This window comes from Blastococcus sp. TF02A-35, from assembly GCF_004571075.1.
GTDB lineage: Bacteria > Actinomycetota > Actinomycetes > Mycobacteriales > Geodermatophilaceae > Blastococcus.
The window spans coordinates 18,596-44,236 of record NZ_SPQP01000003.1 but is presented as its reverse complement, the minus strand read 5'-3'; the positions used below and the strand labels follow the sequence as shown (position 1 = coordinate 44,236).

General features: G+C 76.1%; 27 protein-coding genes and 1 pseudogene. 24 read left to right on the top strand and 4 right to left on the bottom strand.

Features of this window, described 5'->3' with window-relative positions; translation table 11 throughout:
- The first annotated feature begins 121 nt into the window (after nt 1–121).
- The 13 genes from E4P43_RS01915 to E4P43_RS01855 all read left to right on the top strand — a co-directional run bounded on the left by E4P43_RS01915 (nt 122) and on the right by E4P43_RS01855 (nt 12,615).
- Nucleotides 122–784, top strand: a complete 663-nt coding sequence (locus tag E4P43_RS01915) for a redox-sensing transcriptional repressor Rex (RefSeq protein ID WP_135143736.1) — start codon at nt 122–124, stop codon at nt 782–784.
- A complete protein-coding gene (locus E4P43_RS01910) occupies nt 781–2,136 on the top strand; it encodes a glutamyl-tRNA reductase (protein WP_135143735.1) in 1,356 nt (451 codons plus the stop codon). The genes E4P43_RS01915 and E4P43_RS01910 overlap by 4 nt, the downstream gene beginning before the upstream one ends.
- Complete coding sequence (gene hemC, locus E4P43_RS01905; RefSeq protein ID WP_135143734.1) at nt 2,133–3,116, top strand: hydroxymethylbilane synthase; 984 nt, start codon at nt 2,133–2,135, stop codon at nt 3,114–3,116. Before E4P43_RS01910 ends, hemC begins: the two co-directional genes overlap by 4 nt.
- 109 nt (nt 3,117–3,225) lie before the next feature.
- Nucleotides 3,226–4,770 (top strand): uroporphyrinogen-III synthase, encoded by a 1,545-nt coding sequence (locus E4P43_RS01900; protein WP_135143733.1) that lies wholly within the window; start codon nt 3,226–3,228, stop codon nt 4,768–4,770.
- Nucleotides 4,767–5,762: a porphobilinogen synthase gene (gene hemB, locus E4P43_RS01895; protein WP_135143732.1), complete on the top strand. Its 996-nt coding sequence runs from the start codon at nt 4,767–4,769 to the stop codon at nt 5,760–5,762. Before E4P43_RS01900 ends, hemB begins: the two co-directional genes overlap by 4 nt.
- A gap of 2 nt (nt 5,763–5,764) precedes the next feature.
- Nucleotides 5,765–6,235: a hypothetical protein gene (locus E4P43_RS01890; RefSeq protein ID WP_135143731.1), complete on the top strand. Its 471-nt coding sequence runs from the start codon at nt 5,765–5,767 to the stop codon at nt 6,233–6,235.
- Nucleotides 6,232–7,605, top strand: a complete 1,374-nt coding sequence (gene hemL / locus E4P43_RS01885; protein ID WP_135143730.1) for a glutamate-1-semialdehyde 2,1-aminomutase — start codon at nt 6,232–6,234, stop codon at nt 7,603–7,605. Before E4P43_RS01890 ends, hemL begins: the two co-directional genes overlap by 4 nt.
- Nucleotides 7,602–8,237, top strand: coding sequence for a histidine phosphatase family protein (locus E4P43_RS01880; RefSeq protein ID WP_135143729.1), 636 nt, complete (start codon nt 7,602–7,604; stop codon nt 8,235–8,237). Before hemL ends, E4P43_RS01880 begins: the two co-directional genes overlap by 4 nt.
- Entirely contained in the window at nt 8,234–8,809 is a 576-nt protein-coding gene (locus tag E4P43_RS01875) for a TlpA disulfide reductase family protein (RefSeq protein ID WP_135143728.1), read from the top strand. Before E4P43_RS01880 ends, E4P43_RS01875 begins: the two co-directional genes overlap by 4 nt.
- A 1-nt stretch (nt 8,810) precedes the next feature.
- On the top strand, nt 8,811–9,629 hold the full coding sequence (locus E4P43_RS01870; protein ID WP_135143727.1) for a cytochrome c biogenesis CcdA family protein: 819 nt from the start codon (nt 8,811–8,813) through the stop codon (nt 9,627–9,629).
- Nucleotides 9,626–11,251 (top strand): cytochrome c biogenesis protein ResB, encoded by a 1,626-nt coding sequence (locus tag E4P43_RS01865; RefSeq protein WP_135143726.1) that lies wholly within the window; start codon nt 9,626–9,628, stop codon nt 11,249–11,251. Before E4P43_RS01870 ends, E4P43_RS01865 begins: the two co-directional genes overlap by 4 nt.
- The gene (gene ccsB / locus E4P43_RS01860) at nt 11,244–12,206 is read left to right on the top strand and encodes a c-type cytochrome biogenesis protein CcsB (RefSeq protein WP_135143725.1); all 963 of its coding nucleotides are present in this window, start codon (nt 11,244–11,246) and stop codon (nt 12,204–12,206) included. Before E4P43_RS01865 ends, ccsB begins: the two co-directional genes overlap by 8 nt.
- 118 nt (nt 12,207–12,324) lie before the next feature.
- The gene (locus E4P43_RS01855) at nt 12,325–12,615 is read left to right on the top strand and encodes a hypothetical protein (protein WP_135143724.1); all 291 of its coding nucleotides are present in this window, start codon (nt 12,325–12,327) and stop codon (nt 12,613–12,615) included.
- A gap of 21 nt (nt 12,616–12,636) precedes the next feature.
- Here E4P43_RS01855 and E4P43_RS01850 read toward each other — a convergent pair whose 3' ends face one another.
- Nucleotides 12,637–12,843 (bottom strand): hypothetical protein, encoded by a 207-nt coding sequence (locus tag E4P43_RS01850; protein ID WP_245158884.1) that lies wholly within the window; start codon nt 12,841–12,843, stop codon nt 12,637–12,639.
- Nucleotides 12,844–12,974: 131 nt separating this feature from the next.
- Between E4P43_RS01850 and E4P43_RS01845 the strand changes: the two genes are divergently transcribed.
- The 3 genes from E4P43_RS01845 (at nt 12,975) to E4P43_RS01835 (ending at nt 14,059) form a co-directional block, all read left to right on the top strand.
- Nucleotides 12,975–13,403: an Lrp/AsnC family transcriptional regulator gene (locus tag E4P43_RS01845; RefSeq protein WP_232797177.1), complete on the top strand. Its 429-nt coding sequence runs from the start codon at nt 12,975–12,977 to the stop codon at nt 13,401–13,403.
- The gene (locus E4P43_RS01840) at nt 13,396–13,695 is read left to right on the top strand and encodes a DUF4229 domain-containing protein (protein WP_135143722.1); all 300 of its coding nucleotides are present in this window, start codon (nt 13,396–13,398) and stop codon (nt 13,693–13,695) included. The genes E4P43_RS01845 and E4P43_RS01840 overlap by 8 nt, the downstream gene beginning before the upstream one ends.
- A 61-nt stretch (nt 13,696–13,756) precedes the next feature.
- Nucleotides 13,757–14,059, top strand: coding sequence for a hypothetical protein (locus E4P43_RS01835; protein WP_135143721.1), 303 nt, complete (start codon nt 13,757–13,759; stop codon nt 14,057–14,059).
- 36 nt (nt 14,060–14,095) lie between these two features.
- On the opposite strand, the gene E4P43_RS01830 is transcribed toward E4P43_RS01835, so the two are convergent.
- Together E4P43_RS01830 and menE are read right to left on the bottom strand one after the other, a co-directional pair.
- Nucleotides 14,096–14,965 carry a 1,4-dihydroxy-2-naphthoate polyprenyltransferase gene (locus E4P43_RS01830; RefSeq protein WP_135143720.1) on the bottom strand — a complete coding sequence of 290 codons (870 nt, stop codon included), beginning with the start codon at nt 14,963–14,965 and terminating at the stop codon, nt 14,096–14,098.
- The gene (gene menE, locus E4P43_RS01825; RefSeq protein WP_135143719.1) at nt 14,965–16,083 is read right to left on the bottom strand and encodes an o-succinylbenzoate--CoA ligase; all 1,119 of its coding nucleotides are present in this window, start codon (nt 16,081–16,083) and stop codon (nt 14,965–14,967) included. Before menE ends, E4P43_RS01830 begins: the two co-directional genes overlap by 1 nt.
- Nucleotides 16,084–16,124: 41 nt before the next feature.
- Here menE and E4P43_RS01820 point away from each other — a divergent pair, with 41 nt between their 5' ends.
- Nucleotides 16,125–17,093: an o-succinylbenzoate synthase gene (locus tag E4P43_RS01820; protein WP_135143718.1), complete on the top strand. Its 969-nt coding sequence runs from the start codon at nt 16,125–16,127 to the stop codon at nt 17,091–17,093.
- Nucleotides 17,090–18,775 (top strand): 2-succinyl-5-enolpyruvyl-6-hydroxy-3-cyclohexene-1-carboxylic-acid synthase, encoded by a 1,686-nt coding sequence (gene menD / locus E4P43_RS01815; protein ID WP_135143717.1) that lies wholly within the window; start codon nt 17,090–17,092, stop codon nt 18,773–18,775. The genes E4P43_RS01820 and menD overlap by 4 nt, the downstream gene beginning before the upstream one ends.
- A gap of 4 nt (nt 18,776–18,779) precedes the next feature.
- Here the strand turns inward: menD and E4P43_RS01810 are convergent, their stop codons facing one another.
- Nucleotides 18,780–20,039, bottom strand: a complete 1,260-nt coding sequence (locus tag E4P43_RS01810) for an isochorismate synthase (RefSeq protein WP_135143716.1) — start codon at nt 20,037–20,039, stop codon at nt 18,780–18,782.
- 35 nt (nt 20,040–20,074) lie between these two features.
- Here E4P43_RS01810 and E4P43_RS01805 point away from each other — a divergent pair, with 35 nt between their 5' ends.
- The 6 genes and pseudogenes from E4P43_RS01805 to E4P43_RS01780 all read left to right on the top strand — a co-directional run bounded on the left by E4P43_RS01805 (nt 20,075) and on the right by E4P43_RS01780 (nt 25,629).
- Nucleotides 20,075–20,794 carry a demethylmenaquinone methyltransferase gene (locus E4P43_RS01805; protein WP_135143715.1) on the top strand — a complete coding sequence of 240 codons (720 nt, stop codon included), beginning with the start codon at nt 20,075–20,077 and terminating at the stop codon, nt 20,792–20,794.
- Between the two features lie 39 nt (nt 20,795–20,833).
- Entirely contained in the window at nt 20,834–22,324 is a 1,491-nt protein-coding gene (locus tag E4P43_RS01800) for an HNH endonuclease signature motif containing protein (RefSeq protein WP_135143714.1), read from the top strand.
- 143 nt (nt 22,325–22,467) lie between these two features.
- Complete coding sequence (locus E4P43_RS01795; protein ID WP_135143713.1) at nt 22,468–23,733, top strand: geranylgeranyl reductase family protein; 1,266 nt, start codon at nt 22,468–22,470, stop codon at nt 23,731–23,733.
- Nucleotides 23,734–23,825: 92 nt separating this feature from the next.
- Entirely contained in the window at nt 23,826–24,188 is a 363-nt protein-coding gene (locus E4P43_RS01790; protein ID WP_167759019.1) for an NADH-quinone oxidoreductase subunit A, read from the top strand.
- A gap of 20 nt (nt 24,189–24,208) precedes the next feature.
- Nucleotides 24,209–24,661, top strand: a pseudogene (locus E4P43_RS01785) (NADH-quinone oxidoreductase subunit B family protein); the annotation flags it as partial.
- 215 nt (nt 24,662–24,876) lie between these two features.
- Nucleotides 24,877–25,629 (top strand): NADH-quinone oxidoreductase subunit C, encoded by a 753-nt coding sequence (locus E4P43_RS01780; protein ID WP_135143711.1) that lies wholly within the window; start codon nt 24,877–24,879, stop codon nt 25,627–25,629.
- Nucleotides 25,630–25,641: the final 12 nt, after the last annotated feature.

The window sequence follows — 25,641 nt, the reverse complement described above, 5'->3', positions numbered from 1 at the left end:
TCCTGCGTTCACAAGCGGTTACCGTGGCGGACGCGAGCGCACCTGCCGCTCGCGTCCCGATGTCGCAGATCCGCCCCCGGCGCCCGCCGGGCATCCCGGGTGCGACCGCTGTGGAGAGCCCGTGATCCAGCCACGGCCCCGGACCATCCCGGAGGCCACCGTCGCACGCCTGGCCGTGTACCTCCGGGTGCTGACCAGTCTCGCCGACGGCGGCCGGACCACCGTCTCCTCCGGTGAGCTGGCGTCGGCCGCGGGCGTGAACCCGGCCGGCCTGCGCAAGGACCTCTCCCACCTGGGCTCGTGCGGCGTCCGCGGCGTGGGCTACGAGGTGCGTGCGCTCCGCGAGCGGATCGCCCACGTGCTCGGGGCCGAGCGGTCCCGCGCCTGCGTGCTCGTCGGCATCGGCAACCTCGGCACGGCGCTGGCCGACTACGCCGGCTTCGGCAGCCGGGGCTTCCGGTTCGTCGGCCTCTTCGACGCCGCCCCCGCGCGGGTCGGCGAGGAGATCGGCGGCCTGGTCGTGCAGCCCATGGCCGAGCTGGAGGCGACCGTGACGGCGACCGACGCCTCCATCGGCGTGATCGCGACGCCGGCCGACGTCGCCCAGTCGGTGTGCGACCGGCTGGCCGCGGCCGGGGTGAGGAGCATCTTGAACTTCGCGCCGGTGACCCTCACGCCCCCGCCGGGCGTCGACGTCCGCCCGGTCGACCTCTCCGTCGAGCTGCAGGTGCTGGCCTTCCTGGGCCAGCAGCGCGGCGTGCGCGCGGCGGAGGTGACCGCGTGAGCCTGCTCGCGGTGGGCGTCAGCCACCAGACCGCACCGGTCGCGCTGCTCGAGCAGTTCGCGATGGGGCCCGACGAGCGCGTCAAGGCGCTGCACGAGCTGGTCGGCAGCGACCACGTCAGCGAGGCCCTCGTGCTGGCCACCTGCAACCGCATCGAGGTCTTCGCCGAGGTCGACCGCTTCCACGGCGGCGTCACCGACGTCGGCCGGGTGCTCGCCCGCCAGGCGGGTGCGACGGTCGAGGAGCTCTCCCCGTACGTGACCGTCCACTACGAGGACCAGGCCGTCGAGCACCTCTTCACGGTGGCCGCCGGGCTGGACTCGATGGTGGTCGGCGAGACCCAGGTGCTGGGGCAGCTGCGCGCCGCCTACGCCCTGGCCCGCGAGGAGGGCACGGTCGGCCGCGCCCTGCACCCGGTCGCCCAGCGGGCGCTGCGGGTGGGCAAGCGCGTCCACTCCGAGACCGGCATCGACAAGGCCGGCGCGTCGCTGGTGTCGGTCGCCCTCGACCGCGCCGAGGCCCGCATCGGCAGCCTCGTCGGGCGCCCGGTCCTCGTCGTGGGCGCCGGCTCCATGGGTGCGCTGGCCGCGACCACGCTGGCCCGCCGTGGTGCCGACGTCGTGGTCAGCAGCCGGACCGAGGCCTCCGCCGCGCGCCTGGCCGAGACGATCGGCGGCCGCGCCGCACCCCTGGACCGCATGGCCGAGGAGCTGGCCGCCGCCGACGTGCTGCTCACCTGCACCGGGGCCACCGGGCTGGTCGTGGGCACCGACGTCGTCGGCACCGCCATGGCCGACCGCCCGGGCCGCCCGCTGGTCGTGGTCGACCTGGCCCTGCCCCGCGACGTCGACCCGGGTGTGGCCGCGCTGCCCGGCGTGCACGTGGTCGACCTCGCCCTGCTGCAGGGCGAACGGCACGCCGCCGACGGCGACGCCGTCGGCCCCGTCGCGGTCGACGACATCAACAGCGCCCGCGCCATGATCGAGGCCGAGACCGCGCTGCTGCGGGCCGAGCGCCGCGCCGCCGAGGTGGGCCCCACGGTGTCCGCCCTGCGCTCCCAGGCCGCCGAGGTGGTCGACGCCGAGCTGCTGCGGCTGGCCGGCCGGCTGCCCGACCTCGATGCGCGGGCACGGGCGGAGATCGTCCGGACCGTGCGCCGCGTCGTGGACAAGCTGCTGCACGAGCCGACCGTGCGCGTGAAGGAGCTGGCGGCGGCGCCGGGCGGGACCGACTACGCCGGTGCCCTGCGCGCCCTCTTCGGCCTCGGCATCGACGCCGACGTCACCCCCGGGGCCGGCCGCCTGGCCGACGCCGTGACCGTCGACCCCGACCGCGCGGGAGGCCCGGCATGACCGCCACCGACGCGCAGGCCGTGGCCACCGCCGCGAGCGGGGGCGCCGTCCTCCGCCTGGGCACGCGGGCCAGCGAGCTGGCCCGCACGCAGTCGCAGACCGTCGCCGACGCCATCACCGCCGCGACCGGCGTGCCGGTCGAGCTGGTCCTGATCAGCACCGAGGGCGACCGGTCCTCGGCCGCGATCACCCAGCTGGGCGGCACCGGTGTGTTCGTGGCCGCCATCCGCCGGGCGCTGCTCGACGGCGAGGTGGACCTCGCGGTGCACAGCTACAAGGACCTGCCGACCGCCCCCGAGCCCGGCCTGATCCTCGCCGCCGTCCCGGCGCGGGAGGACCCGCGGGACGCGCTGGTGGCCCGCGACGGGCTGACCCTCGGCGAGCTGCCGGCCGGCTCCCGGGTCGGCACCGGTGCGCCCCGCCGGGTCGCCCAGCTCCGCGCGCTCGGCCTGGGCCTGGAGATCGTGCCGATCCGCGGCAACGTCGACACCCGGCTCGGAAGGGTGCCCGGCGCCGCCGAGGGCCCCGGCGACCTCGACGCGGTCGTCCTCGCCCGCGCCGGCCTGTCCCGCATCGGCCGGCTGGCGAAGGTCACCGAGACCCTCGACCCGCTCCAGGTGCTCCCCGCCCCCGCGCAGGGCGCGCTGGCGGTGGAGTGCCGGACCAGCGACGCCCGGACCCGCGAGCTGCTCGGCCGGCTCGAGGACGCCACGACGCGCGCCTGCGTCGTCGCCGAGCGGGCCACCCTCGCCGCGCTCGAGGCCGGGTGCAGCGCCCCGGTCGCCGCCTACGCCGAGGTCGCCGAGGGCGAGGCCGGGCCGGAGCTGTTCCTCCGCGCCTCCGTCACCGCCATCGACGGCAGCGACGGCGTCCGCGGCTCGGTCACCGGGCCGATGGCCGACGCCGCCGCGCTCGGCCGGGCCCTGGCCGACGAGCTCCTCGACCGGGGCGCGCCCGAGCTCATGGCGGTCGGCGGATGACCGCCCCCGCGCGACGCCCGACGGCGTCGCACCACCAGACCCCCGCAACGGCCCGGACCCGGGCCATGACAGACGCCCGAGCGATTCGGGCCAGGATCAGGAGCACGCGATGACGCGCTTCCGCAAGACCGCAGGCCAGTCGGGCCGGGTCGTCTTCGTCGGAGCCGGCCCCGGTGACCCCGGCATGCTCACCGCCCGCGCCACCGCCGCGCTGGCCGAGGCCGCCGTGGTGCTGGTCGACCCCGACGTGGCCGCGCCCCTCCAGGACGCCGTCCGCGAGGCCAACCCCGGCACCGAGCTGACGCCGGTCTCCGGCGAGCCGGCCGACATCGCCAAGGGCGCGGTCGCCGCCGCCAAGAGCGGCTCGGTCGTGGTCCGCCTGGTCCACGGCGACCCCTACACCTCCGACGAGGTCGTCAAGGAGGTGCTCGCCGTCGGCCGCACCTCGGTGCCCTTCGACGTCGTCCCGGGTGTCGCCACCGCGACCGGGGTGCCTGCCTTCGCCGGCGTCGCCATGGGCAGCACCACCCTGACCGCCGACCTGCGCAGCGGTGCCGACCTGGGCGCCCTCGCCGGCGCCACCGCGGCGACCGGCGGCACGCTGGTCCTGCAGGGCACCGCCGAGGAGCTCCCCGACGCCGCCGCGCGGCTGGTCGAGGGCGGCCTGTCCGGCAGCACCCCGGTCGTCGTCACCACCGGCGGCTCGGGCACCGGCCAGAAGAGCCTGGTCGCCAAGCTGTCGGCCGTCGCCGAGAAGACCGCCGGCCTGGACCCGCTCAGCGGCCCGGTCGTCGCCACCATCGGCTCCGTCGTCGACAAGCGCGCCCGCATGTCCTGGTGGGAGAGCCGGCCGCTGTTCGGCTGGCGCGTGCTCGTGCCGCGCACCAAGGACCAGGCCGGCGACATGAGCGACCGGCTGCGCGCCTACGGTGCCGTGCCGGTGGAGGTGCCGACGATCGCCGTCGAGCCGCCGCGCAGCCCGGCGCAGATGGACCGCGCCATCAAGGGCCTGGTCACCGGCCGCTACGGCTGGATCGTCTTCACCTCGGTCAACGCCGTGAAGGCCGTCCGCGAGAAGTTCGTCGAGCTCGGCCTGGACGCCCGCGCCTTCGCCGGCGTGAAGGTCGCCTGCGTCGGCGAGCAGACCGCCCAGGCGGTCCGGGACTTCGGCATCGTGCCGGAGCTGCTGCCCTCCGGCGAGCAGTCCAGCCAGGGCCTGCTGGCCGACTTCCCGGAGTACGACGACGTCCTCGACCCGATCAACCGGGTGCTGCTGCCGCGCGCCGACATCGCGACCGAGACGCTCGCCGCCGGGCTGGTCGAGCGCGGCTGGGAGATCGACGACGTCACCGCCTACCGCACCGTGCGCGCCGCCCCGCCGGCCGCGTCGGTCCGCGAGGCGATCAAGGGCGGCGGCTTCGACGCGGTGTGCTTCACCTCGTCCAGCACGGTCCGCAACCTGGTCGGCATCGCGGGCAAGCCGCACGCGAAGACCGTCGTCGCGGTGATCGGCCCCGCCACCGCCGCCAGCGCGCAGGAGTTCGGCCTGCGGGTGGACGTGCAGCCGGAGACGGCGGCCGTCGCGCCGCTGGTCGACGCGCTCGCCGAGTACGCCCTGTCGCTGCGCGAGGCGGAGGACGGCGAGGGCAAGTGAGCGCTGGAGCGAGCCCCGGGTTCGCGCGCGGGCGCCGGCTGCGGTCGACGCCCGCGCTGCGGCGGCTGACCGCGCAGACCCGGGTGGCCCCGGCGGACCTGGTGCTCCCGGTCTTCGTCAAGGAGGGGATCGACGCCCCGGTCCCCATCGGGTCGATGCCCGGCGTGGTGCAGCACTCCCACAACTCGCTCCGGAAGGCGGCCGCCGAGGCCGCGGAGGCGGGCATCGGCGGGCTGATGCTCTTCGGCATCCCCTCGGAGAAGGACGCCGTGGGGTCGCAGGCCGACGCCGCCGACGGCGTGGTCAACCGGGCGCTGCAGAACCTGCGGTCGGACCTGGGTGACGAGCTCGTGCTCATGGCCGACCTGTGCCTGTGCGAGTACACCGACCACGGGCACTGCGGCATCGTCACCCCGGCGGGCGTGGTCGACAACGACCCGACGCTGGACCGGTACGCGGCCGTGGCGATCGCCCAGGCGCAGGCCGGCGCCCACCTGGTCGCCCCCAGCGGGATGATGGACGGGCAGGTCGCCGCCATCCGCGCCGGGCTGGACAGCGCCGCCTTCACCGAGGTGCCGATCCTGGCCTACGCCGCCAAGTACGCGTCCGGGTTCTACGGGCCGTTCCGCGAGGCCGCCGAGGGCGCCCCGCAGTTCGGCGACCGCTCGACCTACCAGATGGACCCGCCCAACGCCGACGAGGCGCTGCGCGAGGTCGCGCAGGACCTCGCCGAGGGCGCCGACGCCGTCATGGTGAAGCCGGCGCTGCCGTACCTGGACATCGTGGCCAAGGTGGCCGACGCGGTGCAGGTGCCGGTCAGCGCCTACCAGGTCAGCGGCGAGTACGCGATGCTCGAGGCGGCCGCCGCCAACGGCTGGGTGGACCGCGAGCGGGCGATCCTGGAGACGCTGACCGCGATCCGCCGGGCCGGCGCCGGCCAGGTGCTCACCTACTGGGCGGTCGAGGCCGCCCGGCTGCTCGCCCGCGGCTGACCGTGGCCGCGCCGGCGGAGGACTACGTCGAGCCCGGGGGCTCCTGGCGGCCCCTGTGGGTCGTCGGGGGAGCGGCGCTGCTCTTCCTCGCCCTCGAGCTGGTGCTCCCCGGCCCCGACCTGCCCGTGGTGGCCTGGGCCGCCCTGGCCGTCGTCCTCGGCATCGTGGCGGGCAGCTGCCTGGCCGCCCGCCGGCTCTGGACCGTCCGCGTCGAGGGAGCCGGGGACGACGGCGCGCTCAGTGTGGGCCGCGAGCGGCTGGCGCTGACCGAGGTCGACGGCGAGCACCTGGCCGGCGTCGACTCCGGGGTCGACGCCGGCGCCCCGGTCCTCGGCGGTGGCTGGTCGCTGCCGCAGGGCCGCACCGGCCTGCCGCTGCGGCTGGCGGACGGGCGGACCGTGCTCGTTCCCACACGGGACCCGGGCGCCCTGCGGACCGCACTGCTCACCGCGAAGGGGACACTGGGACCGTGACCTCGCCGGACAGCTCACCCTTCCCCTACGAGGCGCCGGTGTCGGCGGACCTCTTCGCCCGTGGCCAGGAGATCACCCCCGGCGGCGTGAACTCCCCGGTCCGCGCGTTCCGGGCCGTCGGCGGGACGCCGCGGTTCATGGTGGAGGCGTCCGGCCCCTGGATCACCGACGCCGACGGCCGGCGCTACGTCGACCTGGTGAGCTCCTGGGGGCCGATGATCCTCGGCCACGCGCACCCCGCCGTCGTCGACGCCGTCGCGGCCGCCGCCCGCCGCGGCCTGTCCTTCGGCGCCCCCACCGAGGGCGAGCTGGAGCTGGCCGAGGAGATCCGCAGCCGGGTCGCCCCGGTGGAGCGCGTCCGCCTGGTCAACTCCGGCACCGAGGCCGTGCTGTCGGCGGTCCGGCTGGCCCGCGGCGCCACCGGCCGGCCGCTGCTGGTCAAGTTCGCCGGCAACTACCACGGGCACGTCGACGCGCTGCTGGCCTCGGCCGGGTCCGGCGTCGCCACCCTGGGCCTGCCCGACACCCCGGGCGTGACCACCGGGGCCGCCGCCGACACGATCGTCCTGCCCTACAACGACGTCGCCGCCGTCGAGGCGGTGTTCGCGGAGAAGGGCCAGCAGATCGCGGCCGTCATCAGCGAGGCCGCCGCGGGCAACATGGGCGTCGTCCCGCCGCTGGACGGCTTCAACTCCGAGCTGCGCCGGATCACCGCCGAGCACGGCGCGCTGCTGGTCCTCGACGAGGTCATGACCGGCTTCCGCGTCTCGCGGTCGGGCTGGTACGGCCTGGACCCGGTCGAGGCCGACCTCTTCACCTTCGGCAAGGTCATGGGCGGCGGGCTGCCGGCGGCGGCGTTCGGCGGCCGCGCCGACCTGATGGCTCACCTGGCGCCGAGCGGGCCGGTCTACCAGGCCGGCACGCTGTCGGGGAACCCGGTGGCGGTGGCGGCCGGGCTGGCCACGCTGCGCAACTGCACCGACGAGGTCTACGCGCACTGCGACGAGGTCTCCGCCGTGCTGCGGGGTGCGGCCTCCGCCGCGCTGTTCGCCGCCGGGGTCCCGCACCGGGTCCAGCAGGCCGGCAACATGTTCTCGATCTTCTTCGTGCCCGACGAGCGACAGGTCCGGGACTACGACGACGCGCGGACCCAGGACGTCGCCCGCTACACCGCGTTCTTCCACGCCCTGCTCGCCCGCGGTGTCTACCTGCCGCCCTCGGCCTTCGAGGCCTGGTTCGTCAACGCCCAGCTCGGCGGCGAGGCGCTGGACCGCGTGCTGGAGGCGCTGCCGGCCGCGGCCCGGGCGGCGGCCGCCGTCTCCGGCGACGGGCAGCCGGCCGACCAGGACCTGTCCGAGGTGAGCTCGTGAGCGAGCGGACCACCGTCCACCTCCTGCGCCACGGGGAGGTGCACAACCCGGGGGGCGTCCTCTACGGCCGGCTGCCCGGCTTCCGGCTCTCCACCGCCGGCGAGGGCATGGCCCGCCGCGCCGCGGCCTGGTTCGCCGGCCACGACGTCGTGCACCTGGTCTCCAGCCCGCTGGAGCGCGCCCGGCAGACCGCGCAGCCGCTGGCCGAGGCCACCGGCCTGCCCGTCACCATCGACGACCGGCTCATCGAGGCCGGGAACGCCTTCGAGGGCATGGCCGTCGCCGGCGGTGCCGGGGTGTTCCGGGCGCCGCGGAACTGGTGGAAGCTGCGCAACCCGTTCCAGCCGTCGTGGGGCGAGCCGTACGTGGAGATCGCCGCGCGGATGATCACCGCGGTCGAGGCCGCGCGGGACGCCGCCCGGGGGCACGAGGCGGTGCTGGTGAGCCACCAGCTGCCGATCTGGACCACGCGCCTGCACCTCGAGGGCCGCCGCTACCTGCACGACCCGCGCCGCCGCGAGTGCGCGCTGGCCAGCGTCACGTCGGTGACCTACGACGGCGACCGGCTGGAGGGCGTCACCTACGCCGAGCCTGCCGGTGCCACCGACCCCGACGCGGTGCCGGGCGCATGAGACGAGTCGCGGGAGCCATGCTCGCGGGCCTGCTGCTGGCCGGGTGCTCCACGGGGTCCGACGCCGTCGACGTCAACAACGGCGGCGAGTTCCGGTTCGTGGAGGGCACCCCCCGGGGCGAGGTCATCCCCGAGCCCGAGCGGGCCACGGCGCCGGAGTTCTCCGGCACCCTGCTCGGCGGCGGGGAGTTCAGCTCCGAGGAGCTGGCGGGCGACGTCGCCGTCCTCAACTTCTGGGGGTCCTGGTGCGGCCCGTGCCGCGTGGAGACCCCGGCGTTCCAGGAGGTCTACGCCGAGGTCCGGGACGACGGCGTGGAGTTCCTCGGCCTGAACGTCAAGGAGGTCGACGAGCAGTTCGCGCTGGCCTTCGTCGACCGCTTCGGCATCGAGTTCCCGTCGCTCTACGACCCGAAGGGCGAGGTCGCGCTGGCATTCCGGGACTACCCGGCGACGGCCATCCCGTCCACCATCGTGCTGGACCGCGAGGGCCGGGTGGCGGCGGTCTACACCGGGGAGATCTCGCAGGACGACCTGCGCCGGGTGCTCGACCGGATGCTGGAGGAGGACGCCTGACATGGGGGACACCTTCGCCGGCCTGGTCTCCGACGGGCCCCTGCTGGTCGCCGCCGCCGTCGCCGCGCTGGTGGGGCTGGTCAGCTTCGCCTCGCCCTGCGTGCTGCCCCTCGTGCCGGGCTACCTGTCCTACGTCGCCGGGCTCGTCGGCGCCGGGGCACGGGAGACCGTGCCGGCGCCCGCGGCCGGTGGCGGCGCGACCGCCACGGCGGTCCGCGCGGACGAGCGCTCGCCCCGCGGGCGGATGGTGCTGGGCGCCGTCCTCTTCGTCCTCGGCTTCACCGCCGTGTTCGTCACGCTCACCACGGCCGTCGGCGGCCTGGGGCGGCTGCTGCTGGTGCACAACGAGCTCATCACCCGCGTGATGGGCGTGGTCACCGTCGTCGTCGGCCTCGGGTTCCTGGGCTGGCTGCCGCTGCTGCAGCGCACCAAGCGGCTGTCCGTCCGGCCCGGCGTCGGCTTGGCGGGGGCGCCGCTGCTCGGCGTCGTCTTCGGGCTGGGCTGGACGCCGTGCCTGGGGCCGACGCTCGCCGCGGTGCAGAACCTCGCCTTCCAGGAGGCGACCGCCGGGCGCGGGGCGCTGCTGGGGCTGGCCTACTGCCTCGGTCTCGGTGTGCCGTTCGTCCTGGTCGCGCTCGGCGCCCGCTGGGCCATCGGCGCCACCTCGTTCCTGCGGCGGCACGCGCAGGCCGTCACCCGCTTCGGCGGCATCCTCCTGGTGGTCGTCGGGCTGCTGCTGGTCACCGGCGCGTGGACCGAGATGATGGGCTGGCTGCGGTCCTGGCTCGCGGCCTCCGGCTTCCTGGAGACCTCGCTGTGAGCGTCGAGGCACCCCCGCGCCCGGCCACCCCGCCGTCGCCGCCGTCCAGGCCCTCGGCCGGCCGCCGCGTCGGCGGGCTCCTGCTGCGCTCGTGGCGGCGGCTCACCGCGATGCGCACCGCGATCGTCCTGCTGTTCCTGCTGGCGCTGGCCGCGGTGCCGGGGTCGCTGCTGCCGCAGCGCTCGCTGTCGCAGACCAACGTGCGCCAGTACTTCGCCGACCACCCGGACCTCGCCCCGGTGCTCGACGACCTGTACCTGTTCGACGTCTTCAGCTCGCCGTGGTTCGCCGCGATCTACCTGCTGCTGTTCGTCTCCCTGATCGGCTGCGTGCTGCCGCGCGCCGCCGAGCACTTCCGGGCGCTGCGCACGCCGCCGCCGCCCGCGCCGCGGAACCTGCTCCGGCTGCCCGACTCCGGCCGGCTGGAGAGCCCGCTGCCGCCGTCGGCCGCCCTCGACGTCGTCGAGGAGGAGCTGCGGGTGCGGCGGTTCCGCGTCGTCCGGCGGGACGGGGCGGGCGGCCCGGAGGTCTCCGCGGAGAAGGGCCACCTCAAGGAGACCGGGAACCTGCTGTTCCACCTCTCGCTGCTCGCGCTCCTGCTCGGCCTGGCCGGCGGGAAGATGTGGGGCTACGAGGGCAGCATCCTGGTCACCGAGGGGCAGGGCTTCTGCAACTCGTTCCAGCAGTACGACACCTACTCGGCGGGCCCGCTGGTCGACAGCGGCGACCTCACCTCGATGTGCGTGGACCTCGACCAGTTCCGGGCCGAGTACGAGGAGAACCTCACCGCGTCGTCGTTCACCGCGGCGATCCGCTACGGCGACCCGCAGGGCGAGGAGCGGCGGACGACGATCGGCGTCAACGAGCCGCTGCGCATCGAGGGCGGCCGGGTGCACGTGACCGGGCACGGGTTCTCCCCGACCTTCACCGTCACGCTGCCCGACGGCACGGCGTTCACCGACGTCTCGGCGCCCTTCCTCCCGACCGACCAGCGCACGATGGCCAGCGAGGGGGCGCTCAAGCTCCCCGACCTCGGGGCCGACCAGGAGGACCAGCTCGCCCTCGAGGGGTTCTTCGCCCCGACCGGGCTGATGCAGGGTGGCGTGCTGACCTCGGTCGACCCGCGCCCGCTCGCCCCGCAGGTCGCGATCTTCGCCTACCAGGGCTACCTGGGCCTGGACTCCGGCCTCCCGCAGTCGGTCTACTCGCTGGACCAGGACCAGATCGAGCGCGGCCGGCTGACCGAGGTGGGCGCGGCGAACCTGTCGGTGGGGGAGTCACTCGACCTGCCCGACGGCACCCGGGTCACCTTCAGCGGCTACAAGGAGTTCGCGGCGCTGCAGTTCTCGCACGACCCCGGGCAGCTGTGGGTGCTGGGTGCGGCGATCGCGCTGCTGGCCGGCCTCCTGGGCATGCTGCTGCTGAGCCGGGAGCGCGTCTTCGCCCGCGCCGGGCCCGGCGCGGACGGGAGCGGTACCGTGCTGACGCTGGCCTCGCTCACGCGCGGCGGCGGCGAGAGCGGTCCGCGGTTCACCGCGCTGTCCGACGACCTGCAGGGAGCGCTCACCACGGCTGCCCCCCGCACCGCACCACCGGATCCGGAGGTCCCCCCGCGTGTCTGACTCCTCGCTGGCCGAGCTGTCGAACAGCCTCTTCTCCGTGAGCGTCGCGCTCTACTCGGTCGCCCTGGTCGCGTTCTGCGCGCACCTGGCGTTCGGCCGGCGGCGCGAGCGCGCCCACGAGCTCGTCGGTGCCGCCGCCGGCACGGGGCGGGGCGGGGTCACCGTCGCGGACCGTCCGGCGCCCGCCGAGGCCACCGACGGCGCGGCCCGCACAAACCGCTGGGGAGTGATCGCCCTCGCGGTGACGGCGGTCGGTGCGCTCACCCACGCCGGCGTCCTGGTCACGCGCGGCCTGGCCACCGACCGGCTGCCCTGGGGCAACATGTACGAGTTCGCGACCGCGGTCGTGCTCGTCACCGTGCTGGCCTTCATCTGGTTCGCCGTGCGCGTGCCGAACCTCCGCCACATCGGCGTCTTCGTGGTGGGCCCGGTCATCCTGGCGCTCGTCGCCATCGGTCTGGGCCTCTACACCGAGGCCGGGCCGGTCGTGGCCGCGCTGCGGTCGTACTGGCTGGCCATCCACGTCACCGCGGCGATCCTCGGCTTCGGCATCTTCATGGTCAGCGGCATCGCCAGCGTCCTGTACCTGGTCCGCTCGCGCCCCGGCGCCGACCAGGGCACCGGCTTCGTCTCGCGGCTGCCCTCGGCCGCGACGCTCGACCGCCTCGCGCACCGCACCGCGGTGTTCGGCTTCCCGGTGTGGACCTTCGCGGTCATCGCCGGCGCCATCTGGGCGGAGGCGGCGTGGAGCCGCTACTGGGGCTGGGACCCCAAGGAGACCTGGTCGTTCGTGGCCTGGGTCGTCTACGCCGCCTACCTGCACGCGCGGACGACGGCCGGCTGGCGCGGGCGCCCGGCGGCCTGGGTCAACGTCGTCGGCCTGCTGGTGATGATCTTCAACCTGACGTTCGTCAACCTGGTCTCCACCGGCCTGCACAGCTACGCCGGCGTCTGACCGGCGGTCGCCCTGTCGGGCGAGACCGCGCCGATCACCGGTGACCGCGTCGGAGGGCCGTGCTTCCATGCCCCCATGGAGCTCGTCGAACGACGGCAGGTCCGCACGGAGGTGCGGCATGGGTAGGCACACCGCGGCCGACGGGGCCGCGGCGGACCCGTTCGTGGCCGCCGCGCTGGCCCGGCGGTCGCCCGACAGCGGCGGCGCCCACCGGGGGGACCGGTCCTCGGGACCGGACGAGGGCGGCCTGGGGTGGCCCGAGGCCCCGCACGCGCCGGACCCCGGTGACGGCGGTCTGGGCTGGCCGGGCGGCTCGGAGCAGCCCGCGGAGGACGCGGCCGGCCCGGGGACGGCCGAGGCGCGCCCGAAGCGGGGCTGGCGCCGGCTGTTCGGGGTCCGCGCCGCCTGACGGGAGGGCCCGTCGCGGGGGTCAGGCGGGAGAGCCGTCGTCCCGGCGCACGCGGCGGCCGAGCTCCCGGAGGAACTCCGGGTCGTCGTCGGGCGCCAGCGGACGGGTGCGCCCCTGCGGCGGGCGCGGTGCACGACGGGCCTTGCGGGCGGCGCGGGCCGGGTCCCCGGACACCGCTGCGGCACGCACGACCAGCAGCAGGACGACGACCGCTGCCACCAGAACCACCAGGAACACCACGGGCCCACCCCCTCGTCGTCATCCAGCGTACGACCGCCGGGGATACTCGGGGCGGACGAGCGGCACCGGCGCTCGGGACGCCGCTGACGACCGCAGGACGGAGAACCACCATCGACGCCGTGGACCGGCAGCTGATCGACCTGCTGCGCGCCAACGGCCGCGCCAGCTACGCCGAGCTCGCCCGCCAGGTCGGCCTCTCCTCGCCCGCTGTGCACGAGCGCGTGGGCAAGCTCGAGGCGGCCGGGGTGGTCACCGGCTACCGCGCCGTCGTCGACCCGTCAGCCGTGGGCCTGGACGTCACCGCGCTGATCGGCGTGATCGAGAGCGACTCGGTGGACGACACCGGCCTGGAGGCCGCGATGCGCGAGGTCCCCGGGATCGAGGACTGCTGGCGCGTGGCCGGCAGCGAGGGCTACGTGCTCAAGGTGCGGGTGACCGACATCCCGGCACTCGAGGCCACCGTCAACGCGTTGAACCGGATCAGAGGGGTGGCACGCACCCGGACGACGGTCGTCCTGTCGACCAAGTGGGAGGGCCGTCATGGCTGAGCAGAACGTTCCGACGGGCGCGGCCGGCACCGCCCGGCCCAAGGTGCTGCCGCTGCTGCTGGCCTACGTCGTGGGGCGGTTCGCGATCGCCGCGCTGCTGGTGCTGGTCCTCTGGCAGGTCGGCCTGGGCAGCTTCCCGGGCCTGCTCTTCGGCCTGCTCCTGTCGATGCCGGTGTCCTACCTGCTGCTGCGCCCCACGCGGGACCGCCTGACCGCCGCCCTGGTGGCCCGGGCCGACGCGCGCGCCGCGGCCAAGGCGGAGCTGCGCAGCCGGCTCAGCGGCGAGGGCTGACCTGGGCCTCCGGGGCGGGGCCGGACGGCTCCCGGCGCCGCTCGGGTGGGCGCTGTGCCTGGTGCTCGGCCTCGGCCTCGGTTGGCTCTGCCGCTACCCGCTGGTCTGGACCTGCCTGACGGGGCGGGCGGTGGCCTGGCAGGCCGGGTGGGCCTCGATCGACCCGACCCTCGTCGACGACGGGGTCGCTGTCTTCTTCGTCCTGGTCGCGGTGCTCTGGGCGCTGTTCGTGCTGGTCGCCGCGCCGCTGAACGTGCTCGCTCGCCGTGCCACGTCCCTGTCGGGCCGCCAGTGGTGGGGGACGTCGGCCGTCCTCTGGGTCGCTCCGTTCGCGGTGCTCGACCTCCCGGGCCTGCTCCGGTGAGCGGTCCGCAGCGCTGCGGGGCCGCGAGGCCGGCCCTCAGCTGAGGGCCAGGCCCGCCCCCAGCAGCACGCCGGTGGCCAGGGTGACCAGCCCGGCGCCCTGGAGCGCCGCGATCAGCGCGGGGCCCTGGCCGCCGGTGAGCACGGTGCGCGACGGCGGCACGGCCAGCGGTGCGGCGAGCAAGCCGAGCAGCGCCCACGGCCGGGTGGCCCCGACGGCCGCGACCACGGCGAAGGCGGCGACGAACAGCCCGGCGAACAGGTACCGGGTCGCCCGGTCGCCCAGCAGGACGGCGAGCGTGCGCTTCCCGACCTCGGCGTCGCCGACGCGGTCGCGCAGGTTGTTCACGACGAGGATCGCGACGATGAGCAGGCCGATCGGCACCGACACCGCCCAGGCCAGCCCCTCGACGGTGCGGGTCTGCACGTAGGTCGTCCCGACGACGGCGACCGGTCCGAAGAAGACGAAGACGAAGACCTCGCCCAGCGCCCGGTAGCCGTAGGGCAGCGGGCCCCCGGTGTAGGTCCAGGCCGCGGCGATGCAGACCGCTCCGACCAGCACCAGCCACCAGCTCGACAGCGCCGCCAGCGCCAGCCCGGCGAGCCCGGCGACGGCGAAGCAGACCAGCGCCGCGACGAGCACCTGCCGCGGGCCGGCCGCGCCGGAGCCCACGAGCCGCATCGGGCCGACCCGGTCGGCGTCGGTGCCGCGCCGTCCGTCGGAGTAGTCGTTGGCGTAGTTGACGCCGACCTGCAGGGCGAGGGCGACGAGCAGGGCCAGCAGCGCGGGGCCGAGGCGGAACCCGCCGAGCGCGACGGCGGTGCCGGTGCCGACCAGGACCGGGGCGAGCGCCGCGGGCAGGGTGCGGGGGCGGGCGCCGGCCAGCCACTGGGCGGGGGTGGCCATCAGACCTCCGGGGTGCGGGCCGCGACGGCGCGGCGGTCGGGCTTGCCGGTGTGCAGCGTGGGGACGGCGTCGATGAGGTGCAGCTGCTTGGGGGCGGCCGCGGCTCCCAGCCGGTCGGCCACCCAGGAGCGCAGCTCGGCCAGGCCGGGGCTGCTGCCGGGCGCCGGGACGACGGCGGCGACGACCCGCTGCCCCCACTCCGGGTCGGGGCGGCCGAAGACCACCGCGTCGGCGACGGCGGGGTGCTCGCGCAGCGCCGCCTCGACCGCGGTGGGCGCCACGTTCACACCGCCGGAGATGACGACGTCGTCGAGCCGGCCGTGCACGGTGAGCCGGCCGCCGGCCAGCGTGCCGGCGTCGCGGGTGCGGAACCAGCCGTCGGCGAACGCGGCCGCCGTGCCCTCGGGGTCACCGCGGTAGCCGTGCGCCAGCACGGGGCCGGCCAGCTCGACCCCGCCGTCGGCCACGCGCACGCGGACGCCGTCCAGCGGGACGCCGTCGTACACGCAGCCGCCGGCGGTCTCGGTCATCCCGTAGGTGGTGACGACGGCGACGTCCTCGGCGCGGGCACGCGCCAGCAGCGCCGGGTCGGCCGCCGCGCCGCCGACGAGGACCGCGTCGAAGGCGCGCAGCGCGTCGGGCTCGGTGTCCAGCCAGCGGCGCAGCTGCGTGGGGACCAGCGAGGTGTAGCGGCGGTCGCCGGCCGGCATGCGGGCCACGGCGGCGGCCAGCGTCTCGCCCTCCGCCGGCCGGGTCGCCGTCCGCCCGGCGAGGAGGCTGCGGCAGAGCACCTGCAGGCCGGCGATCGCCGAGACCGGCAGCGCCAGCAGCCAGCTGCCGGGGCCGCCGACCCGGTCCAGCGTCGCCGTCCCGGAGGCGCGCAGCGCGGCGGCCGACAGCAGCACGCCCCGCCCACCGCCGGTGGAGCCGGAGGTGACGACGACGAGGTCGGTGCCCGGCTCCAGCGGCTCGTCCGGGCGGAGGACCGCACGGGCCGCGTCGACGACCGGGGCGGGGCCCGACGGCAGCACGGCCAGCGGGCGCAGACCGTCCAGGGCGGCGCGGACGTCGTCGTCGGAGAGGTCGGCGGCCGGCACCGGATTCAGCCGCTCACCCACGAGGGGCAAGCCTACGGCCCTGCCGAACTACGCTGATCACCGTGACCGTCGCCCGTGCCGCCGCGCTGCCCGCGGCGATCACCGAGGTGGCGGTCTACGAGGTGCCCCTGCGTGCCCGGTTCCGCGGCATCGACGTCCGCGACGGCGTGCTGCTGCGCGGGCCGGCCGGCTGGGGCGAGTTCTCGCCGTTCTGGGACTACGACGCCGCCGAGAGCCGCCGCTGGTGGGCCGCCGCGGTCGAGGCCGCCGTCGAGGGCTGGCCCGCGCCGGTGCGCGGCTCGGTGCCGGTGAACGTCACGGTCCCCGCCGTCGACGCCGAGCGGGCGCACGCGATCGTGGCGGCGTCGGGCTGCCGGACCGCCAAGGTCAAGGTCGCCGAGCCGGGGCAGACGCACGCGCAGGACCTGGCCCGGGTGGAGGCGGTGCGGTCGGCGCTCGGCCCCGGCGGGGCGGTCCGGGTCGACGCCAACGCCGCCTGGGACGTCGACACCGCGGTGCGCCGCATCCGCGAGCTCGACGCCGCCGTCGGCCTGGAGTACGTCGAGCAGCCGTGCGCGACGCTGGCGGAGCTCGCCGCGCTGCGCCGCCGCATCGACGTGCGCGTCGCCGTCGACGAGGGCGTGCGGCGGGCCGACGACCCGCTGGCGGTGGACCTGCGGGAGGCCGGCGACGTCGTCGTCCTCAAGGTGCAGCCGCTCGGCGGCGTGCGGGCCGCGCTGCGGGTGGCGGAGGCCCACGGGCTGCCCTGCGTCGTCTCCTCCGCGCTGGAGTCCTCGGTCGGCATCGCCGCCGGGGTGGCGCTGGCCGCCGCGCTGCCGGAGCTGCCGTTCGCCTGCGGGCTGGCCACCGTCGCGCTGTTCACCGGTGACGTGTCGTCGTCCCCCCTGCTGCCGGTCGACGGCGCGCTGCCGGTGGTGCGCCCCGAGCCCGACCGGCTCGCCGACCTGGGCGCCGGGAACGGGACCACCGCCCGCTGGCGGGCCCGCATCGAGGAGGTGCTGGCCGCGTGAACCCCTCGACCGCCTTAGCCCGCGTGCTGGTCGACGAGCTGCTGCGTGGCGGCGTGACCGACGCCGTCCTGGCACCCGGCTCCCGCTCCGCCCCGGTCGCCCTGGCGCTCGCGGCCGCCGAGCGGGCCGGGCGGCTGCGGCTCTTCGTGCGCATCGACGAGCGGACGGCGGCGTTCCTGGCGCTCGGCCTGGCGAAGGCGTCAGGGCGCCCGGTGCCGGTGCTGACGACGTCCGGGACGGCGGCCGCGCACCTGCACGCCGCCGTGCTGGAGGCGCACCAGAGCGGGGTGCCGCTGCTGGCGCTGACCGCCGACCGGCCGCCGGAGCTGCGCGCGACCGGGGCCAACCAGACCATCGAGCAGGCCGGGCTCTACGGGGGCGCGGTGCGCTGGGCGGTCGACGTGGGCACGCCCGAGGCCGGCCGCGAGGAGCAGCAGAACCGGTACTGGCGGTCGGTGGTGTCCAAGGCGCTGGTCACCGCCTCCGGCGCGCTCTCCGGTGACCCGGGACCGGTGCAGCTGAACCTGGCGCTGCGCGAGCCGCTCATGCCCGACGACGAGCCGGGAGAGCTCACCGGCCCCTGGGCCGGGCGGCCGGACGGCGCGCCCTGGACGGCGGCCCGCACGAGGACGAACGCCACGTCGGCGCCCTCGGGCTGGCGGCAGCGGACGCTCGTGGTCATCGGGGACGGACCGCCGATGTGGGGCCGGATCGCGGCCGCGACGGCGGCGGGCAACGGCTGGCCGGTCATCGCCGAGCCCTCCAGCGGCGCGGCCGGGCTGCGGGGCGGTGCACTGCTCCTCGGCGTTCCCGGGTGGCTCGACCGGCACCGGCCCGACCGGGTGGTGGTCGTGGGCCGGCCGACGCTCTCGCGCCCGGTGTCGGCGCTGCTGGCCGACCCGAGGGTCGAGGTCGAGACCGTGACCACCGTGCCGCGGTGGGCCGACGCCACCCGGTCGAGCGCGGGTGTGGGCCTCGGGCTGAACGCGGGCCCGGGCGAGGGCGGCACCGTCGAGGCCGGCTGGGTGCAGGCGTGGTCCGCGGCTGCCGCCCGTGTCGGCGCGGCCGTCGACGCCGCTCTGGACGCGACGTCGGCGCTGACCGCCGCCCGGCTCGCGCGCGACGTCGTCGCCGTCCTGCCCGCCGGGGCGCTGCTGGTGCTCGGCTCGTCGACGCCGGTGCGCGACGTCGACCGGCTGGCGGTCCCGCGGTCCGACCTCACCGTGCTGGCCAACCGCGGCGTCGCCGGGATCGACGGCACGATCTCCACGGCCGTCGGGGCGGCGCTCGTGCGCGGCGGCCCGTCGTTCGCGCTGATCGGCGACCTGACGTTCCTGCACGACCTCACCGGGCTGCTGCTGGGTGAGGGGGAGCGGCGGCCGGACCTCACGGTCGTCGTCCCGGACAACGACGGCGGGGGGATCTTCGCCCAGCTGGAGCCGGGGGAGGACCGCTACGCGGGCGACTACCGGCGGGTGTTCGGCACCCCGCACGGCCGTGACCTGGTCGCGGTGGCGGAGTCGCTGGGCTGGGCGGCGTCGCGGGTGCGGTCGCCCGAGGAGCTGCCCGGCGCACTGGCGCTGGGCGGGCCGCGCGTCGTCGTCGTCGGCACCGACCAGCGCGCGGAGGCCGCTCTGGCGAGGGACCTGCGCGCCGCCGCCGCCGACGCCCTGCGGGGCTGAGCCCTCAGCCCTCGAGCGCGGCCTGGAAGGCGGCGAACTTCGACTGCGTCTCGGCCAGCTCGGCGGCCGGGTCGGAGCCGGCGACGATCCCGCAGCCGGCGAACAGCCGCGCGCCGTCGTCCCCGACCAGCTCGGCGCAGCGCAGCGCCAGACCGAACTCCCCGTTGCCGGTCGAGTCCAGCCAGCCGACCGGGCCGGCGTACCGGCCGCGGTCCATGCCCTCCAGCTCGCGGATCAGCGCCGCGGCGTCGGGCGTGGGGGTGCCGCAGACGGCGGCGGTGGGGTGGACGGCGCCCACCAGCTCCAGCAGCCCCGCGGCGGAGGCCCGGCCGCTGTCGGCCTGCGAGCCGACGACGTCGGTGGCCAGGTGCCGCACGTTGGCCAGCGTCAGCAGCTGCGGCTCGGCGGGGGCGTCGAGGGTGTCGCAGTAGGGCTCCAGCGCGCGCACGAGGGAGTCGACGGCGAGCGCGTGCTCCGCGCGGTCCTTGGGCGAGGCCAGCAGCGCCCGGGCCAGCCGCTCGTCCTCCGCGCCGGCCCCGCGGGGGGCGGTGCCGGCCAGGACGCGGGCCGACAGCCGCCGGCCGGTACGGCGCAGCAGCAGCTCCGGGGTCGCGCCGAGCAGCCCGTCGACGGCGAAGGTCCAGCAGTCGGGGAACCGGCCGGCCAGCCGGCGCAGCATCCGCCGCGGGTCCAGCGGCACGTCGGAGGAGACCAGCAGGTCGCGGGCGAGGACCACCTTGGCCAGGTCGCCGGCGTCGATCCGCTGCACGGCCTCGGCCACGGCGGCGCACCAGCTGGCCGGGTCGAGCGCCCCGTCGGCGTAGCGGAGCCGGGGGGACGGGCCGTCGGCGAGCGCGGTCGGCTGGAGGCGGGGCGGTGCGCTGCCCACGGAGGTGACCCAGCCGACGCCGTCGCGCCGGCCGACCACGACCTCGGGGACGACGAAGACCGACGTGCCGGCGTCCGGGTCGAAGGCGATGCTGCCGAAGAGCACCGGACCGGACCCGGGCACCTCGAGCTCGTCGTCCACGTCGAGACCGGCGGTGTACTCGTCCCACCAGGCGGCCGCCTCGGCCAGCGCACGGGGACCGGTGACCTCCAGGCGGGCGGCCTCGCCCCAGCCGACGAGGCCTTCGCCCCGGCGCACCCAGGAGAGCGCGCCGACCGCCGGGAGCAGGTCGAGCAGCTCGACGGCGGCGTCGGACCGGACCGTGGTGACGGTGCGCGACGCCGCTGCCGGGGAGGTCAGGGCGGCCGCGGTCACGAGACAAGACTAGGAGGCCTTGTAGCGTCGATGGTGTGGCAGACCGGCGAGAGAACCCGCACACCGCCGGCCTGAGGGCCGATCTGGACAAGCGACCGGCCGAGGTCGCGGCCATGTTCGACCGGGTGGCGAAGCGCTACGACGTCACCAACACCGTGCTCTCCGGGGGGCTGGACGCCTCCTGGCGGCGGGCCACCCGCGAGGCGCTCGGCGCCCGCCCGGGGCAGACCGTGCTCGACGTCGCGGCCGGGACCGCCGTGTCCACCGTCGAGCTGGCCGCTGGTGGGGTGCGCGCCATCGCCTGCGACTTCTCCCAGGGGATGCTGCGCGCCGGTGCCGCCCGGCCGGTGCCCAAGGTGGCCGGGGACGCGATGGCGCTGCCGCTGGCCGACGAGAGCGTCGACGGCGTCGTCATCTCCTTCGGCCTGCGCAACGTGGCCGACCCCGACGCCGCGCTGCGGGAGTTCTACCGGGTGACCCGCCCGGGCGGCACGCTGGTGGTCTGCGAGTTCTCCAGCCCCACCTGGTCGCCGTTCCGCACAGTCTACACCGAGTACCTGATGAAGGCGCTGCCGCGGATCGCCCGTGCGGTGAGCAGCAACCCGGAGGCCTACGTCTACCTGGCGGAGTCGATCCGGGCCTGGCCCGACCAGGCGGCGCTCGCCTCCCGGCTGCAGGGGGCCGGCTGGTCCGACGTCGCGTGGCACAACCTGACCGGGGGGATCGTCGCGCTGCACCGCGGACGCAAGGTCTGACCTGCGGAAACCGTCGTACCCCGGACGTAGGTTCGGGTCGTGGCCACCGCCGAGCTCGCCCGCAGCCGGGTCGAGGCTGCGCTGGCCGGGTGGCTGGTCGAGCGCCCGCCGTTGGTCGACCGGTTGCCGGTGGGCCTGCTGACGGCCGAGGAGAAGGCCACCGAGCTGCGGCGGCTGCAGGCGCTCAAGGCGATGGACTGCGCGTACGAGGCGGAGCTGCTGATGTCGCTGGCCGCCGAGCGGCCCGACACCGACGACCCGCCGCCCGGCCACCCCGGTGCCCGGCGTCGGGGATCCGGCTCCCCGGTCCCCGGTACGAGCGAGTTCCTGCCCCAGGAGCTGGCGCTCGTGCTCAACTGCTCGCCCGTCTTCGCCGCCGGGCTGCTCGCCGACTCCTACGCGCTGGTCGAGCGGATGCCCGCGGTGTGGGAAGCGTGCAGCGAGGGCCGGCTGGACTGGTTCCGGGCGCAGGTCTTCGCCGACGTGCTCGGGCACGCCTCCGACGAGGTGGTCGCCGCCGTGGTGCCGCTCCTGCTGCCCGAGGCCGCGCAGCTCTCCTCGGGGAGGCTCCGCCGGCGGCTGGTGGCCGCGGCGACCGCGGCGGACGAGGAGTTCGCCGAGCAGCGCCGGGTCGAGGCCGAGCGCCGCGCCGACGTGCGCACGCGTCCCACCGCCGACGGGATGTCGGCGCTGACCAGCGAGCTCCCCTCCCCGGTGGCGGCGGCCATGTGGTCGGCGATCGACCAGGCGGCCCAGCTGGCGAGGACCACCGGCGACGACCGGCCCATCGGGGTGCTCCGGGCCGAGGCGCACGCGGCCCTGGTGCTGCGGCCGTGGGACACCTCGCGCCCTGCCATGACCGGGCACGTCACCGTGGTCGCCCCGCTGTCGGCGCTGCGGCCGGAGGGGGCCGCTCCCGACGACGAGCGGGGCCCGAGCGTGGACGGTGCCCCGGTGACCGCCGGGCAGGTGCGGGAGCTCCTCGCCCGGCTGGGCGCGCTCGGGGTGCAGGAGCCGCCGGGCGGGAGCCTCGCCGTTGCGGTCACGGGCGCGGACGGTGCGCTCCTGGCATCTCTCACGCCGGCGGAGGTCCGCCGGCTCGCCGCCAGGGGGTGCCCTGCCCACGGCCGGGACGCCGCCTGCGGCTGCGCCCTGGCCGGCCCTCCTCCCGCGGTGAGCGGTCACGCCCCCTCCGCGGCGCAGGTGAGGTTCCTCCGGCTCCGGGACGGCACCTGCCGACACCCCGGGTGCTCGCGGCAGGCGGGACGGACCGACGCCGACCACGTGGTGCCCTACGCCTGCGGTGGGCGCACCAGCTGCGACAACCTGTGCTGCCTGTGCCGCACCCACCACCGGCTGAAGACCTTCGCCCGGGGGTGGCGCTTCGAGCTGCTCCCGGACGGCACCGTGCGGGTCACGACGCCGAGCGGGGTCACCCGCACGACCCGGCCGCCCGGATCGCGTGACCCCGTGGTCCAACCGGCGCTGCCCGGACCCGACGTGGCACCCGTGGGGCCGCCGCCGTTCTGATGTCCCGACCGCTCTTCCGGGGCCACTTCCCGAGGGGTCATTGCGAGCTGGGTCACACCTGGTCCTAGACTCGGGACCGACCACTTTGTGAACCATTTCACAAAGTGCTGCCGGGCTGGACGACGGAACCGGGGGTGGTGGCCATGGCGAGGACGGCCGAACGCCGTGCCGACGTCGTCGTGGTCGGCGCCGGCCCCGCGGGCTCCAGCGCCGCCTGGCACCTGGCGAGCACCGGCCTGGACGTCGCCCTCCTGGAGAAGTCCGAGTTCCCCCGCGAGAAGGTCTGCGGCGACGGGCTGACCCCGCGCGGGGTCAAGGCGCTGCACGACATGGGCGTGGACACCTCCGCCCCCGGCTGGGTCCGCCGGCGCGGCCTGCGGGTGCACGGGGGCGGGCAGGTCGCCGAGGTGGACTGGCCGCGGCTGGACTCCTGGCCCGACCACGGGCTGGTCCGCACCCGCAAGGAGATGGACGCGCTCCTCGCCGAGCACGCGGTCGCCGCCGGCGCCCGGCTGGTCACCAGCACCACCGTCACCGAGCCGCTGCTCGACGACGGGCGCGTCTCCGGCGTGCGCGCCGAGGAGGGCCCCGACCGCGAGCCGGTCAGCTGGCGCGCACCGCTCGTCGTCTCCGCGGAGGGGCTGTCCGGCCGGCTCGCCAAGAGCCTCGGCCTGCTGCGCCGCACCGACCGGCCGCTCGGGGTCGCGGTCCGCCGGTACGTGCGCAGCCGCCGGGCCGACGACCAGTACCTCGACATCGCCTTCGACCTGACCGCCGAGGGCCCGACCCGCGACTGCATGCCGGGCTACGGCTGGATCTTCGGCATGGGCGACGGCACGGCCAACGTCGGCTACGGCCTGCTGGACACCCGCCGGGGGAGCGGCGCCGACCGGCGGGCGGTCCTGCGCCGGTGGCTGGACCTCTTCCCCGACGAGGACGGGCTCCGCGAGGAGGACGCCGTCTCCCCGCTCCGGGGCGCCGGGCTGCCGATGGCCCTCAGCCGCGGCCCCGCCTACGCCCGGGGGCTGCTGCTCGCGGGGGACACGGCGGGCACGGTGAACCCCTGCAACGGCGAGGGCATCAGCTACGCGCTGGAGAGCGGCCGCATGGCCGCCGAGGCCGCTGCCGAGGCGCTCGCCGCACCCACGGCCGCCGCGCGCGAGGCCGCGCTCGAGCGGTACCCGGTGCGGTTGCGCGACGAGGTGGGGCGCCACCACCGGCTCGGCCTGGGGTTCCTGGCCCTGCTCGCCCGGCCCGGCGTGGTCCGCCTCGCCATGGCCCGCGGGCTGCGCCGCCCCGCGGTGGTCGACGGGGCGCTGCGCCTCATGGGCAACCTGACCGACGGGCGGGACGGTGACGCGGTCGACCGCGCGATGGCCGTCCTCCTCCGACTCACCCCGGCGGCCTGAATGGGCACCGGACCGACATGCCGACCCGACGCCGACGCTCCGTGTCCGCATCGTGACCCGGACGTGACCGATCTCACCTTAGGGTGCCGTTGATGCTCTCGACCTACGTCCCGATCGTCGGGCTCTTCGTGCTGGCCGCCGCGTTCGCGCTGTTCTCGGTCGCCGCAGCGCCCTACATCGGGCCGCGCCGGTACAACCGCGCCAAGCTCGAGGCCTACGAGTGCGGCATCGAGCCGGTCGACCAGCCGCTCACCGGCGGCCGCTTCCCGGTCAAGTACTACCTGACGGCGATGTTGTTCATCGTCTTCGACATCGAGATCGTCTTCCTCTACCCGTGGGCCGTGCACAACGAGGCGCTCGGCGTCTTCGGCCTGGTGGAGATGGCGATCTTCATCGCCACCGTGTTCATCGCCTACGCGTACGTGTGGCGACGTGGGGGGTTGGAATGGGACTGAGCGTGGGGCCGGCGATCTAGATGGGTCTCGAGGAGAAGCTGCCGAGCGGCGTGCTGCTGACCAGCGTGGAGAAGCTGGTCAACTGGACGCGCAAGTCCTCGCTGTGGCCGGCCACGTTCGGGCTGGCCTGCTGCGCGATCGAGATGATGGCCTCGGGCGCGGGGCGCTACGACCTCGCCCGCTTCGGCATGGAGGTCTTCCGCGCCTCCCCGCGGCAGGCCGACCTGATGATCGTCGCCGGCCGGGTGAGCCAGAAGATGGCGCCGGTCCTGCGCCAGATCTACGACCAGATGCCCGAGCCGCGCTGGGTGCTCGCGATGGGCGTCTGCGCCAGCTCCGGCGGCATGTTCAACAACTACGCCGTCGTGCAGGGCGTGGACCACATCGTCCCGGTGGACATGTACCTGCCCGGCTGCCCGCCGCGGCCGGAGATGCTCATGGACGCGATCCTCAAGCTGCACCACAAGATCCAGCACGAACCCCTCGGCGCGAAGCGGGAGCGGCAGCTGGAGCGGGACCGCGCGGAGGGCCGCGCCCGGGACCTGCTCGTCGAGATGCCCTCGACCGTGCGGGCGGACAAGGACCTCCGCCGGGCCTACGAGGAGGCCGCCGCGCAGGGCCGCACCGGCCAGTTCGCCATCGAGCAGCGCGGCGGCAACGCGGTGCTCCTGCCGGGGGAGCGCGGGCGATGAGCAACGACGGCGGGTCGAACGTGGTCCCGGGCCGCGAGGAGGCCGGGTACGACGACGCCACGGCGCCCGCGGGCGGCTTCCGCAAGGGTGCCTTCGGGGTCAGCGGCAGTGGTGACACCTCCGGCTTCGGCGGCCTGGTCCGCGTCGAGCCCGGTGGCGCGGTCGCGCTGCACTCCACCGAGCGGCCCTACGGCGGCTGGTTCGACGAGGTCACCGACGCGCTGGCCGAGGCGGTCGGGCAGGCGACCTACGACGCCGCGGTCCACCGGGTCCTGGTCGACCGCGGGGAGATCACCTACTTCGTCGCCCGCGAGCACCTGCTGACCCTGGTGCGCGCGCTGCGGGACGACGAGGCACTGCGCTTCGAGCTGCTCAGCAGCGTCTCCGGCGTCGACTACCTCGACAGCGGCGGGCCGGCGGTCACGCCCGGGCGGCCCCGGCTGCACGTCGTCTACCACCTGACGTCGATGACCTACCGCCGGCGCATCCGGCTCGAGGTCGCCGTCACCGCCGAGGACCCGCACGTCCCCTCGGTGACCGCCACCTACCCGACGGCGGACTGGCACGAGCGGGAGACGTTCGACATGTTCGGGGTCGTCTTCGACGGCCACCCGGGCCTCACCCGGATCCTCATGCCGGACGACTGGGACGGGCACCCGCAGCGCAAGGACTACCCCCTCGGCGGCATCCCGGTCGAGTACCACGACGCGACGATCCCGCCGCCGGACACACGTCGGGCCTACAGGTGAACGGGGCGTACC

Bases quoted from the DNA above. Each gene is read 5' to 3' on its own strand.
- E4P43_RS01875 (WP_135143728.1), top strand. From the start codon at position 8,234: ATGAGACGAGTCGCGGGAGCCATGCTCGCGGGCCTGCTGCTGGCCGGG.
- E4P43_RS01855 (WP_135143724.1), top strand. From the start codon at position 12,325: ATGGGTAGGCACACCGCGGCCGACGGGGCCGCGGCGGACCCGTTCGTG.
- E4P43_RS01900 (WP_135143733.1), top strand. From the start codon at position 3,226: ATGACGCGCTTCCGCAAGACCGCAGGCCAGTCGGGCCGGGTCGTCTTC.
- E4P43_RS01870 (WP_135143727.1), top strand. From the start codon at position 8,811: ATGGGGGACACCTTCGCCGGCCTGGTCTCCGACGGGCCCCTGCTGGTC.
- E4P43_RS01780 (WP_135143711.1), top strand. From the start codon at position 24,877: ATGAGCAACGACGGCGGGTCGAACGTGGTCCCGGGCCGCGAGGAGGCC.
- E4P43_RS01795 (WP_135143713.1), top strand. From the start codon at position 22,468: ATGGCGAGGACGGCCGAACGCCGTGCCGACGTCGTCGTGGTCGGCGCC.
- E4P43_RS01790 (WP_167759019.1), top strand. From the start codon at position 23,826: ATGCTCTCGACCTACGTCCCGATCGTCGGGCTCTTCGTGCTGGCCGCC.
- E4P43_RS01840 (WP_135143722.1), top strand. From the start codon at position 13,396: ATGGCTGAGCAGAACGTTCCGACGGGCGCGGCCGGCACCGCCCGGCCC.
- E4P43_RS01830 (WP_135143720.1), bottom strand. From the start codon at position 14,965: ATGGCCACCCCCGCCCAGTGGCTGGCCGGCGCCCGCCCCCGCACCCTG.
- hemC (WP_135143734.1), top strand. From the start codon at position 2,133: ATGACCGCCACCGACGCGCAGGCCGTGGCCACCGCCGCGAGCGGGGGC.